Source organism: Nonlabens xylanidelens (assembly GCF_002934445.1).
Classification (GTDB): domain Bacteria; phylum Bacteroidota; class Bacteroidia; order Flavobacteriales; family Flavobacteriaceae; genus Nonlabens; species Nonlabens xylanidelens.
On the sequence record NZ_PTJE01000003.1, the window covers coordinates 34,792 to 48,609 of the forward strand.

The 13,818-nt window shown below is 32.7% G+C and carries 9 protein-coding genes; 2 read left to right on the top strand and 7 right to left on the bottom strand.

The window, feature by feature from the left end:
* Window positions 1-16: 16 nt before the first annotated feature.
* The 7 genes from LY01_RS07560 to LY01_RS07590 all read right to left on the bottom strand — a co-directional run bounded on the left by LY01_RS07560 (window position 17) and on the right by LY01_RS07590 (window position 12,609).
* A complete protein-coding gene (locus tag LY01_RS07560) occupies window positions 17-3,538 on the bottom strand; it encodes a metallophosphatase (protein ID WP_104515239.1) in 3,522 nt (1,173 codons plus the stop codon).
* Window positions 3,539-3,591: 53 nt separating this feature from the next.
* Window positions 3,592-4,278 (bottom strand): Crp/Fnr family transcriptional regulator, encoded by a 687-nt coding sequence (locus LY01_RS07565; RefSeq protein WP_170034562.1) that lies wholly within the window; start codon window positions 4,276-4,278, stop codon window positions 3,592-3,594.
* 231 nt (window positions 4,279-4,509) lie between these two features.
* Window positions 4,510-5,220, bottom strand: a complete 711-nt coding sequence (locus tag LY01_RS07570) for a hypothetical protein (RefSeq protein WP_104515241.1) — start codon at window positions 5,218-5,220, stop codon at window positions 4,510-4,512.
* A gap of 325 nt (window positions 5,221-5,545) precedes the next feature.
* Window positions 5,546-7,780 (bottom strand): response regulator, encoded by a 2,235-nt coding sequence (locus LY01_RS07575; RefSeq protein WP_104515242.1) that lies wholly within the window; start codon window positions 7,778-7,780, stop codon window positions 5,546-5,548.
* Window positions 7,781-8,434: 654 nt separating this feature from the next.
* A complete protein-coding gene (locus tag LY01_RS07580) occupies window positions 8,435-11,683 on the bottom strand; it encodes a S41 family peptidase (RefSeq protein WP_104515243.1) in 3,249 nt (1,082 codons plus the stop codon).
* A gap of 158 nt (window positions 11,684-11,841) precedes the next feature.
* Entirely contained in the window at window positions 11,842-12,231 is a 390-nt protein-coding gene (locus LY01_RS07585; protein ID WP_104515244.1) for a YchJ family protein, read from the bottom strand.
* A gap of 18 nt (window positions 12,232-12,249) precedes the next feature.
* Entirely contained in the window at window positions 12,250-12,609 is a 360-nt protein-coding gene (locus LY01_RS07590) for a hypothetical protein (RefSeq protein ID WP_104515245.1), read from the bottom strand.
* A gap of 81 nt (window positions 12,610-12,690) precedes the next feature.
* On the opposite strand from LY01_RS07590, the gene LY01_RS15135 reads away from it, so the two are divergent.
* Window positions 12,691-12,852: a hypothetical protein gene (locus LY01_RS15135; protein WP_170034564.1), complete on the top strand. Its 162-nt coding sequence runs from the start codon at window positions 12,691-12,693 to the stop codon at window positions 12,850-12,852.
* A 107-nt stretch (window positions 12,853-12,959) separates the two neighbouring features.
* Window positions 12,960-13,787, top strand: a complete 828-nt coding sequence (locus LY01_RS07595) for an alpha/beta hydrolase (RefSeq protein WP_104515246.1) — start codon at window positions 12,960-12,962, stop codon at window positions 13,785-13,787.
* Window positions 13,788-13,818: the final 31 nt, after the last annotated feature.

Genomic DNA, 13,818 nt, shown 5'->3' on the forward strand with positions numbered 1-13,818 from the left:
CGATTAAAGATTAATTTTAAAATGCAAACCCTAATACAAAGGAAATTTGCCCACCGTCTGAACTACCGTAATATCCTAAGTTTGCTGTAAATGTGTCCAGTCCACTTATCCAGAAAGATCCTCCTACACTGTTGTGCCATTTATCTGAAGTATCGTTTTCTTCCCAAACACGTCCATAATCAAACCCACCGGTAACACCATATTTGAATGGTAATACACTTGTTTTAAATTTACCAAGTTCTAATCTTACATCTGTATTATGGTAAGCGGCATATTTACCGATAAATCTTTCTTTTCTAAATCCTCTTAGACTAGCTCCTCCACCTATTTGTGCAGCATGATACAGTTCAAAGTTATCTCCTAAAATAGCATCACCTCCTATTTTTGAAGCTAATACTAACGTTGCACTTCTATTAAGTCTATGGTCTATTGCAAGGTGTGGTTTTAAATAACCGAATTTATTATCAGAACCTGCACCACTATCTACATTTGCTTTATATCCTGCTGTAAGACCTACATCTAGTCCCATAGTAGGATAAGCTGCGTCATCCTTATTTTTATAAGAATAATTAACCTCAGCACCTACATATGTTTGCTCGTCAAAAAGTGTAGAATTTGCTGGCAAGATATTGATAAATCTATCTGCTACATTTTCTACTTCAAAAGTTTCTATTAATGGTTTAAAGTAGAAGGAACCACCGTCTCTACCTTTCCAAATTAAAGAAATAGCAGCACTCCACTCTCTTATACTCACACGGTTAAAATCTATCTCCACAGCATCTTTATCATATGTAGACTCGTTTCCAAAACCAAAGAAGTTCTGTGCAAAATTAGGGCTGGTATATTTTCCTTCTACTCCAAAGTTCCAATTATGAAAGATATTAGAGAACTCTCCTTTATAACCGATATCATATCCAGAATTACCTGTATAGTAAGAAGCACTTAAACTATGCTTAGTAGTAAATGGATTGCGTTGTAAACCATAGGTAGTAAAGTTATCTACAAAACCTATTTGAAGTCCATCATCTGCATTTACTCCTATCACTGGTATTATTTGATTGATACTATACTTTCTTTTTTTGTAATCGTAGTTATTGATTTCATAATCATCAACTAACCATTTTTTTGACTTTTTGTTTACAATAGTATTGTTTTTACCTGCGTAGTCATAAATTTTAACCTTCTTAGTATTGTCAAAGTTATAGGTGTCATTTTTCTTACCTCCCATGATTTTAATTTTGATCAAATCTTTTCCTTCACCAGTGACGTTAAAAGTGTCTTTACCGTCTAAACCGTATAACCAGATTTCCTTAGTCTCTTCTTTATTAAAGGTTCTATTAAAAACACCTATGTCTTTTCTATGAACACTTAAGGTCGTCTCTCCATTAGGCAGTCGTACAATCTCAAAAACATCAGCTTTATTAGTTCCAGTAACTACCTGATGTCTATTCACATAACTGTAATACTCTTGTGCTATCTTAACTATATTAACACGTCTACCTTTTAATTTTCTTTTAATATCTTCTATAGTTTGCCCTTTAATTTCTACTGGTAAGTTTTTAAAAGCCTCTTCTATAATCTCGTCTGTCATCCCATTTTGTAAAGATTTTGCTTCTCTTTCCCAATCTTGCCAGTTCGACTGATTAATAAATGTCATATCTAATGGGTAAGGTTCAAAACTAAACCATTTAGGACTAGGCAACTCTTCATCAAATGATTGCATCATACGTATACTAGGAATAGCAAAACGAAGAAAGCTTAACATACTACCATCAAAGACAGAAAAAGCTTGATCTCTATCTCTAGGTATAGGCTTACACAATTCTGTACCATCTTCATTTTTGTATAAAGCCCAACGCCATTGATCTTCATGTCTATCCCAATCACCTATAAGCATATCAAATAAACGTGCTCTGATGTAAGAGGGCTCATCTACTACTTCTTTTCCTGTCTTGTGAATTTCTTGTAATACGTCTGAAGTACTTAATATTTTATCTGGCTTACCAAAACTAGCTAGATCTACATGACCAGATTCTACTCGCTCTTCAATTAGGTATAATTCATCTCCATACTCGTCGTTATAAACGCCTAATTTTTCTTGTTTAGGAATGTAAAATAATTCTGGATTTGTATGAAAAACATCAACCGCATCTGCCAGAGTACCAATAGTCGTAGGTGTATAAGGATGTGCCGTTGTATAGAAATCATGTAAGAAACCGTCTGCATAACTGCCCTCTAGATCTTCTTCTACATATTTATCTTTAAAAGCAGTAGACTGCAAGAATTTTATAGCACTTTTACGTAGAGCACGCATTACATATTGCTTGCCATCTTTAGTTTCTAATCTTAATGATTTTGATTGATGTCCACCACCACGTCTTACTGGTGTCAAGCCTCCATATAAAGTATCTATAAATGCTACTTTAGCATCTACTGGCTTACTGTAAAACTCTCTATAGTGTTCTCCCCAAACGGCTTTATAAAACTTACTTTTTTCTGTTTCTTCTTCAGAGTATACGGTAGATGTATATGTTTTACCAAAGCTGCTTTCTTCTTTAAAGTCTGTAAACAATTCATTTTCAACTGGTCGTATAACCTCTATAGTACGAGGTGATTCTACACCTTGAAAAGAGACATTAACAGCTCCACCTTTCAATAAGTCTATACGCACATATCCATTCTCCCTAGATGCATAATCATCTTCAGTTACAGGAGATGCTTTTGTCGTTTTGCCAGCTGCTCCACTAATTATTTGTGGTACACCGAATTTATTTATGTACTGTAAATTTGCATCGTGACCAGATACAAAAAAGATATTATCTGTCTGTCTAGCTAGAGTTATAATACGGTTTCTGAATTTTCTATTTTGTTTGTTTTGAAAATCATTTAATGAAGTACCTCCTACTCTAGCTAAAAAACCGTCATTAGTATTAGAAAATATAGGATGATGTGATGCCACCATTATCGTTTTTCCCTGAGCTTTTTTAATAATGCTTTCAAATTCTAAGAAAAACTGAGTCTTGTTTTTAATATCACAATCTTCATTCAAATAAATATGATCATTCCAATCTTCTAAAAACCATTGAGAATCGATCGTTATTAAAACAACATCTTCAGTAAGGTCTTTATCTTTGATAGGACAACCATCATTAGGATAAAACTTTGCTTCACTATTTTTTTGAATATATTTTTCTAAGTCTCTAACACCTCTATGTCCATAAGTTGCCCATTCATTATTTCCCGGAGCAAAGTAAACATCTCCATTAAACTCTGATACTTCTTTTAATTGAGCGTCTATAAAAGGATTTTGATTCTTTGAATAACCTTTTTCATGCACTGCATTACCCAGCAGTAACATTTTTGATTTCTTTAGTGTGCTAGCTTCTTTATTTATTTGTTTAATAATGGTAAGATCGTTTGCTGAGCTTGTATTTGCGGTAACAAAAACAGATGTCTCTACTTTTTGTCCCAACGCCGCATATCCTGCTAATAAAGTTAGACCGCATACTATGCTTTTAAGTAATTTAAGGGGTTTCATACTTTTTGAGATTATCACATGTCAAGTGAACAGTTATTAAATTTATTATAAAATTAAAAGCCTCCAGAAGCTTTTTTTAAATTGTTGATCGTTGATATTTGTTTTGAATTATAATCTATCAATTCATCTTTTCTCATATTACTCATAACATTACTAACAGTTTGCCTAGACGTATTAGTAAGGTTTGATATATCCTTATGCGATAATAGATTTTTTGCCGTGAACGTACCGTCACTGTTCTCTTCTCCAAATTCTCTTACATAGTAAAAAACGAACTCCTTAATTCTAGTAGAACTGTCTTTATATAAAAGATCGCTTAAACGCGTTTCTAATTTTTTAATACGTAGACCTTGAATCTTTATTAATCCATTCTTGAGAGATGAATGTTTTTCTATTAATTCTTCCATTTTATCAGAATCAATAAAACATATAATAGATTCTTCTAAAGCATAAGCAACTTCTTTAATAGTCTTACCTTCTTCAAACAATGATAACTCACCAAAGATATTACCACGTTTTACTATACACTTTACATTACCAGAAGAACCATCTACTATTTTAACAGTGCCTTTTTTGAGAAAAAAAACACAGTTCTTATTTAACTTGTCAAATTCTATACGAGCTCCTTTCTCTATGTTTTCCATTTCAGGAATCTCACTCAATTGCATCATCGAAGCCTTACTTAATTTACTAAATAAATTAAAACCTTCTAAAAACCAATACTTTGTAAACCTATTCAAATTTGGATATTTTATGTTAAAAAATAAAAATAAACTATTTTTTAATGAATAAGATGGAGTATATAGCATATTCTTACTTCACACGACATGTTGATTGATTTATAGTAGTAATATTTACGAAAAACGCAATTAATTTAATAAAAACAGAAAGATTTGTAAAATATAACAGTCTCTTTTAAAAAATAAAAATAATTTCAAAAGAGACTGTTTAAATAAAGTATGTATTTTTAATTAAAGCTTGGTTATTTTAAGATAACTACTATCAGAAAGCAATCCTCCTACCGCAACACCGCTTGTTATAACAAAGTCTATTTCTTCAGAGGCATCAGTAATTGTAACTATCGCAGACTGTGTGTTCACTCCAGTAACTATTACACCTAAACCTAGTCCTAATGATATGGTATTTGCCGATCCAGCTATAGAAGTAGGGCATACTATACCATCAACACGTACATCCCAGCCTAATAGTAAATTAGGACTTGTACTTAGCTTTGATTCTATCTCATAATTTCCTGGCGGTAAATGCAATTTATCACCTACAAAATAAGCTCCTAAAATATTATTAAATTTTAAATCTGGAAAATTAAAAACCGTACCAGTTAATCCGATAGACCCTCCTGATTTACCGCAAAGCATGGTACTGTTCTCCACCATCACTTTAGACCAACTGGATAAAGAACTATTCCAAAAGTAAAACCCAGGAGAGTTACTATCTTCTGTAGTCGTTAAATAAACTAGCATACCGTCTTGATCACTTGTGGGGTTCACCAGTGGAAAAGCATCGATACGAGGCACAAGTATACCATCTGTATTTTCTGGTGCTGCAGGATTTGCTACTCCTATATCTAGAGTTGCTTTAGGAATTTCTGTATTGATTCCTACTTGTGCATTACAAAATAAAGTTACAATGAATAAAATTGAGAATAGCGTTATAGTTTTCATAATAGTTGAATTGGTTTTATGACAAAAAAGATATTTATGGCAGGTATTTACATTAATTAGATAAAACACTTATTAATACGTCTAAATACACAATATCGGTACAATTTTAAATAAACAAGTTTTACTGAACAAGAATAAACACTAAATACCAACTATAATTAACTAGTGTTAAAATAAAAATCCGACGAGAAGTAATCGTTCGATAAATGGATACATATTCCATGTATTACAAACCGTAGTTCAAATCGTTTGCAAGAGGAATTGAAGAATAAATTAAATATGAAAAATTTACTATAATTTTAGAACAAGAGAAGTCAAGAACTAATTACATCTCTCGTAATAAGGCTTGTAATAAATGCTCTGTATCATACGGCTTTACTATAATAGAATTAACACCATGTCGGTATACTTCTTTTTCTGGGTCAACAAAATTAGTTGCTGTAAGAGCTATTATAGGCGTCTCTACGTCAAATTCTCTTATTCTACGAGTAGCCTCTATACCATTCATAACAGGCATATTTATATCCATTAGGATAAAATCAAATGATTCCTTCTCTACCATATCCACTGCCTCCTTACCATTACTAGCAGTACGATGCATCATGTCATGTTGCTCTAAGACCTTTTGAGTAACTAGCTGATTGATCTTATTATCATCTACTATTAATACCTTTTTACCTTCTAACGATTTAACATCTATAGATGGAGCTTCTTTATTAATAGCCTCTAGGCATCCCTCTTTAATGTCTAACGTAAAAGAGAACGTAGTACCTTTATTATAAATGCTATTCATTTTTAAAGAACTCCCTAATATGCTCAATATTTTATTTACTATAGGCAGTCCTAAACCAGTACCTGCCACATCTTCATCATAAGAGTCTTTTACTTGTGTAAACTCTTCAAAAATCCCTTTTTGATGATCTGGGTGTATCCCTTTACCAGAATCTTTAACTTCAAAGTACAGTTTTAAATTATTTCCTTTGTGCTCTTTTTTAATCACCGTTAAGGATATAAAACCATCTTCAGTAAATTTACTAGCATTACTCATCAAGTTCATAAGTACTTGAGAAATTTTAGTCTTATCTCCGTATAAAGCTACTGGTACTTCTGGATCTAATGACTTAGTAACTATATTATTATGTTTTTCATTTAAGAAAGTAAACGTTTGTATAATATTCTTTAATAAAATAGATAGATTAAAATGAACCTCTGTTAATCTATGTCCTTCTTTAGAAGAAAACTTATTGATATGAAGCACATCATTAACCAAAGCAAGTAAATAGTCTGCTGAAAATTTTAAAGATTTAAATTCATTTTTAAAATCTGCTAGCCTAGGATCTTTTAAAAAGGTGGCAGTTAGACCTACAATACCATAAAGTGGGGTACGTAATTCATGACTAATAGTAGATAAAAATCTTGTATTACTGTTAGCTAGCTCTTCTGACTTTTCCTTAGCTTCTAAATACTGTTTGTTTTTGAGAATTAAACCCTTTACTAATCTATCTCTTTTATTTTTTGCTTTTAAAAGTAAAATCGCAACTAATAATAATAATGCTGCAACTACTATGAAAAATAATAATAACATTTTACCTACAGATGCTTTTTGAGTCACTAACTGATTTTCTAATTGAGACTCTCTTAAATCTTGTACCACATTATCTAGATGTAGTTCTACACGCGCTATTTGTTGTTGTTTAACTGTTTCTTTTTCATTTCTCAAATCTTTTAAAGAATCATAAACCTTATGCACTTCGTTCAATTTCTTGTAATCTTTAATAGCCTCATAACCTGCCATTAAGTGTTTGTAGTTTCCGAATTTATAATTCTCATCAATATATTTTTGATACTTAAGAGATTCTAGTGTAAGATCAATGGACTCTTGTGGTTTATTTTCTAATAAAGCTAGACCAGCTTTAATATAAGTGGTCGTAGCTATGAATGTTTTACGACGGCCATCCATTTCTTTTAAATAGATTTGATCTTCTATCTTACTTAGAAAATGTTTAGTAAGTTCTACGTTCTCTAGACCTACATATAACTCTGCTAGATTATGATTTATAATAAAGTTGAGCTCAACAGATTTATTACCTTTATAATTATAATCAAGTCCTTTTCTAAAGTAAGCGGCAGCTTTTACTCTATCTTCTGTAAAATAAGTATTACCCAAATTCACATACATAGTTACTATACCTAGTGTATCGTTTTTCTTTTTTGCCAGTTCAAGTGCTTGAGAAAAAAATACATCTGCTCTTTCTAGATCGTCTAATCTTACAAAAGAATTACCTAATAAATTACGTAGTTTTAATTCTGTTTCATAAGAATCTATTTCTTTTGCATTTCTTATTAATTCTGGTGTCTCTTGAAGTATTTTTTCATAAACCCCATCATTAAAATAAGTCAACATTATTTTAGTTATAGAATCTAATTCTTTCTGATTAAAGTTGGAGGTTTGTTCATGTACTTGAGCGTATGCATCCAAGTCATCAGAGTATTGAGCAGTAGAATTGCTTACTTTAAATAGAACTAAGAAAAATGTTACAAAATAAAGGACTTTCGTCATTTTTTGATTTATAAATTAAATATTAACACCTACCCACCTAAGCTACTATTAATAAAATTATTAATTAATAATTAGGTAAAATAAAAATAAAAAAACTGCATACAAAAAACACAATCTTCTGTTTATCAAATACTTATATTTCGTATTAGTTTTAATTAAAATGACACTTTAACTATATCACTTCTTTTTTTCAGAGTTAAACAGTTTTTGTCTAAAGAAAACAAGCGTTTTTCAAACATAAAGTTCGCATGTAAAATATAACAGCCTTAAATTGATACGTACCACATTTGTCCAATTTAAAGAGTGTGTTTTATAATAATTACGCTTTCGCGAAAGCGTAAAAACAAAAATCCCTAAATAACTATCTTACTTCTATGTTACTAGAAATAAGATCATCATTTAGGGGACTGCTAAGATAAGAATATTTAAAAGAATTGTCATAATCTATATTATCCAGAAAGGACTTTTTTTTAAGTTTTTGAGACATTTATTTTACTTGTAAAAAAGCGACTGTATCAATGCATACACCTAAATGTAACAAAGTATTATTAAAAAATTAGTTACATGATATGGTTAGTTTCTCTTATTAAATAAGTGATAAAAAAAACGGCTGTAAAAATATTTTACAGCCGTTTAAGAATATGTGAATCTATTTTATTCTTTTACATCTTTAAGTAGTTCTATAATGGCTCGATCTAATTGTTGATCCATACCGTTATCGATCTTACCAGGCATATTTTTAACCGTAATTAAAGGCTCTGTCTGATTGTTTTCCATCCAGTTTCCATTCCTATCTTTGGCACTTATAGGGACTACACCCCAGTAAGAACCGTCTGGTAGACCTTCCCAACCTGCAAAACTACAAGTCCCAGGTGTAGGCATACCTACTGTTTTACCTATTTTAAGATCTGTATAACCGCAAGCAAAACAATGACCGTCACTATATTGGGCCTCATTAATCATAGCTAGTGTAGGTTTCACCCACCTTGAGGTAGGTTCTCCTCCTACAATCTTATCCTCAGTCTCATAGGTAATAAATGGCGTGCCGGTAAAGAACATAGCGAGGTCTGCAACGAGGTCTCCACCACCATTAAAACGAGTATCAATAATCATCGCTTTACGGTCAAAGTATTTACCCATCATTTTTTCATAAATATCACGATAAGGCCCATCTCCCATACCTGGTATATGTACATAGCCCAGTTGCCCATTACTTTTTTCAGTAACTTCTTGTTCATTTTGCTTTACCCATCTTTTATAAAGAAGTCTATTTTGAGCACCTAGACTTATAGGTTTTACGGTAATAGTCTTATTCTTTTTACTCTCAGGATCATTAATTTCTAATAAAGTAAATTTTCCTGATTTACGATTTAAGTATTGTGCGATATCCTTAGTAGCACTTACGGTCTCGCCATCTATTTTTTCAATGATCATCCCTGCTTTTATATCAAAGCCAGATTTATCTAGTGGACCACCTTTAATCACCTCTGTTATCTTTATTCCATCAGTTTTATGATTATAATCCATAAATATTCCTAAGGATGCGGTAGCATCTTTATTCTTCATGGTAATACTCGCACCACCAGCACCGGCATGAGATACATTAAGCTCTCCTAACATTTCTGACAGTAACTCTGTAAACTCATAACTATTCCCTACATATGGTAAATGTTTACCATATTCTTTTTTCATTAAATTCCAGTCTATACCATGAAAATCTGGATGGTAAAAAATAGCATTAGTACGTATCCATACATGATCAAACATGGCCTGACGCTCTGCAACGGCATCATACTCCATCTCTCCAGATATTTTTACTCCTGTTTTTTTACTCTTTCCTAAATCTATTTTAGAAATACTACCACTACTTAAAAGAAATAGGTTTTTCTGTTCTTTATCCCATTGTAAACTACCAGAAGAAGCGTTAAGTTTTATCGCCATCTTAGTTTCCTTAGTTCTCAGGTCTGTCATCCATAGATTTAATTTACCTTCAAATCTAGTGAGGTAATACAACTTGCTACCATCTTTAGATAGTATGGCATCTCTAAGACTAGAGGAGTGAATGGTAAAACGTTTTGTTCTATCCTTCATCTCTTCCCAATCAAATTCTAGATTTTTTATTGTATCCTTTTTCTTTCCTTTATCTTCTTTTTTCTTCTTTTTATCTTTTTTCTTATCGTCATCTTCTTTCTTTGAGTCGTCAGACAGTTTCTTGATTTCTTTATGAAGCGCATATTCCTCTTTGCTTAGGTTAAACTCATCCCACGCATCTTGTATAAAAAACATACTATAGACATCGCTTTGAGAAGAACCGCTAGTTGCATAAGACTTTAAACCATCACGATTAGAAAACCATATCATTTGCTTACCACCATTTACCCACTGCGGGCTCGAGTCATAATAACCACTCTCATTAAGATTGACTCTTTTAGATCCATCTGCTGCGAGTAAAAGAATCTCACTATTATTGAGTGATAAACCCCAGTCCATAAGCAACCATTTACTATCTGGACTCCATGTAAAGTTTTTATCTCCATCTCTCATGTGAAACAAATCTTTAGGCGTCATTAAAGTAACCTCATCACCACTTTTTACATCTTTTATTTTAAGAGTACGTCTGTCTTCAATAAAAGCAAGTTTCTTACCATCTGGCGAGTATTTTGCTAGATAATTATCTTTACCGTTTTCTAGTACAGCGGTTTCCTTTATTAAGGTAGACGCAAAGAAAAATGGTTCTTCTTTACGCGTTTTTTCTGTTTTATAGATACTCCATTTACCATTGCGCTCACTACTGTAAACTATTGACTTCCCTTCTGGTCCCCAGGTTACAAAACTTTCTGCCTCGGGCGTGTTGGTAATTCTCTTAGTAAAAGACTCGTCTACTGAGGTTACAAAAACCTCTCCTCGAGCTATAAAAGCAATTTCTTTACCATTTGGAGACACTTCCATTTCACTCACACCGCCATTTATGGAAATAAACTTATCGCTATTACTTATGGCTTGTGTAGTAATATTTACTTGAAGTTTTTTAGGTGCTTCTCCTTCTTTCATGGTATAAAGTTTACCATCTTGACTAAAACTTAATATTCCATTACCATAAGAGAGAAAACGCACAGGATGTAGATCAAATGATGTCAGCTGTTCTCTTTTAGAATTATCTGCCAGATATACTTTAAAGATATTAAAATTACCACTGCTCTCACTCAAGTAATAAAAAGCATCTTCTTTATCATTAAAAACCGGCATTCTATCTTCTCCTTTATAGCCAGTAAGCATTTTATGCGTGTTGGTCACAACATCATAACTCCATATATCTCTAGCAATACTAGACTCTTGGTGTTTTCTCCATATATTCTCACCACCTTTTTTATCATGATATAAAATCGTTTTACCGTCTTTACTCATATTTAAAAATTCTGCCGGAATAGTAAATACTTGATCTACTCTACCACCAGTCACCGGCACTTTATAAACTTCTGGTTGAGATCCTGTAGGATACTGTCTGTGATTTACGGCATCCATGCGCACGGCACCGAATAAAACCTCTTTATCATCATGAGAAAAAGTAAACGGCTGCTCGTCTGTAGAATGATAAGTAAGTCTGGTCGCTGCACCTCCATTTGCACTCATTACATACACATCAAAATTACCATAACGATTAGAGGCAAACGCTATTTGTTTCCCATCCTTACTCCACACTGCCTGATAATCATGCGCTTCATGAAAAGTTAACTGCTGCGCATCTCCACCTTGAGAGGCTACCTTGTATAAATCTCCTTTATAAGTAAAAACGATTTGAGAACCATCTGGTGATATGGTGTTGTGTCGCAGCCATCCTGCATCTTGTTGTGCGTGTACTGCTGCCATGGTAAGTAGCAATACCCATGAAAAAATGGATTTCATAAATTTAAATTATTGGTTTGGAATGATGTCATTAGTTACTCTAATAGACTCTATCTAGATTAAAAAGTTACACTTTACAATTGAATAAACTTTTAAAAGTGGGATACGTGTTCCGCTTTCGCGAAAGCGGAATTAAAATCAATGATAATTCTACTATTCTAGCCTTGTGCATCTAGATAAACCCAGTGATCTTTTTCTTTACAAAAACGAGAATTTTCTTCTATAATCTGCACGCTTCCATTTTCTATGAAAAAGGCTTTAAAATAAACAGTTCCCGTAGAATCACTCACCGTTCCCGCAGTATGATTAATGACGTCTAGTTTCACCCATTCTACAGTTTTGGTCCATCGAGCTGTTTCTTTATCATCTCTCTTTGATGGCCTGGTGCTGCTGTGATGGCTCTTGCTTAAATAATCTATATCGCCTAGAACAAAGGCGCTATACCTAGACCTCATCAACTCTCGAGCTGTTGTTGCGTTAAAAATATCCTGATGTACTTTTTTACAACAGTCTTTATAAAGTTTTTCTGGGTTACAAGGACACTTCATATTATTCGCTTTTTACTTTTAATTAAGTAACTCTTTATTCTCACTTATTCTATAGGCCTGTTCCATTCCTAGAAACTCAGGATCTCCATGCTTCTCTGACCAGAAACCGTCTAACAAATCTGTAGACAGACATTTGTAAACCACTACACCTTTAAAAACAATAGCGTCTTCTCCTTTATAATTAAAATTAATCACGAGTATTTGATCTTTAAAAAAACCGGTTCCTTCTTGCAATTGGTTACCGCTTATGCGCCATTGCGCGATGATTCTGTTATTAGAATCGATAGACAAGGTAAGTTCTCCTTCATAACTGCTTTTAAAAGCGTCTTGATTATGACCTTTTATGATATAATTTCCTGCTAGATCTCCTACAGTCATGCTATTCCGTTTTTAATGCAAATGTAAGTTCTATCGCTTTGACATCTATAACAACTACCTTTGCAACTATATTAAATGACCATGGCTAAGAAAGGAAGAGAAAAAAACACAAAGAATAAAGGAAAGCATAGTGTTCTAGTAGAACGTGTAAAGAACAAAAAACGAAAAGAAAAAGAAGACCGTAAGGCTAGACTTAAGGCTATTACAAAAGCCGCTCAAAAAGCCAGTCAAGAAGAAAAATAGTATTTATTTAAGATAAATGAACTGTTTCATGTCTTTTAATAACTTCATTTTATCAATTTGTGAGCTAAAACTGTTCTAATTTTGAGTAGTTTTAATCCTCTATTTAAATGTCATTAAAAAATTTCTTTTTGTTTTTATCTACCAGCCTATTGCTAAGCAGTTGCTCTGTAAAAAAGTTTAAGAACTTAGATTATAAAGCGCCGCAAATAAAAGAAACGCCTGCACCTACTTTAAATGTTTTTTCTAAGAGAAAACCTACAGACTCTTTACAACCTGTATTAATTTTTGTTTACGGTGGTAACTGGAACAGTGGTAAAAAGGAAATTTATAATCGTATAGGTCGCAACTTTGCTAACAACGATGTTACGGTAGTAATACCTGATTATACTAAAAGTCCTGTCGCTAGTTATGACGACATGACTCTTCAAATAGCGCAGGCTATTAAATGGACACTAGAAAACATTAAAAACTATTCTGGAGATCCTAACCAGATTTACATAACTGGTCACAGTGCTGGTGCTCATCTTGCGGCACTAGCTGTTATGAATAAAAAATACCAGACAGACTCTCGCGATATAAAAGGTATTATATTTAATGATGCTGCTGGTCTAGATATGTATACTTATTTTTTAGAAAATAAACCTACAGAAAAAGACGATTATATAAGCACATGGACTCTCAATTCTGAAACATGGAAAGAAGCCTCTCCATATTATTATATAGATGAGACTACACCAGAAATTAAAATATATAACGGTACAAAGACTTATCCTTCTATATTAGAAGGTAACGAGTTGTTTCTTGAGAAACTACAAGATTACCAGCCCAAAGCACATATTAATTATCTGGATAAAAAACACTCTGCTATGGTGATACAAATGTTTTTCCCATGGAATGACATGATAGACGAGATAGTAGATTTCATGAAGCAATAAAACTAAATCCATCCAGTGGGTGGTACTATTA

Bases quoted from the DNA above. Each gene is read 5' to 3' on its own strand.
- LY01_RS07560 (WP_104515239.1), bottom strand. From the start codon at position 3,538: ATGAAACCCCTTAAATTACTTAAAAGCATAGTATGCGGTCTAACTTTA.
- LY01_RS07570 (WP_104515241.1), bottom strand. From the start codon at position 5,220: ATGAAAACTATAACGCTATTCTCAATTTTATTCATTGTAACTTTATTT.
- LY01_RS07595 (WP_104515246.1), top strand. From the start codon at position 12,960: ATGTCATTAAAAAATTTCTTTTTGTTTTTATCTACCAGCCTATTGCTA.
- LY01_RS07590 (WP_104515245.1), bottom strand. From the start codon at position 12,609: ATGACTGTAGGAGATCTAGCAGGAAATTATATCATAAAAGGTCATAAT.
- LY01_RS07575 (WP_104515242.1), bottom strand. From the start codon at position 7,780: ATGACGAAAGTCCTTTATTTTGTAACATTTTTCTTAGTTCTATTTAAA.
- LY01_RS15135 (WP_170034564.1), top strand. From the start codon at position 12,691: ATGGCTAAGAAAGGAAGAGAAAAAAACACAAAGAATAAAGGAAAGCAT.
- LY01_RS07585 (WP_104515244.1), bottom strand. From the start codon at position 12,231: ATGAAGTGTCCTTGTAACCCAGAAAAACTTTATAAAGACTGTTGTAAA.
- LY01_RS07580 (WP_104515243.1), bottom strand. From the start codon at position 11,683: ATGAAATCCATTTTTTCATGGGTATTGCTACTTACCATGGCAGCAGTA.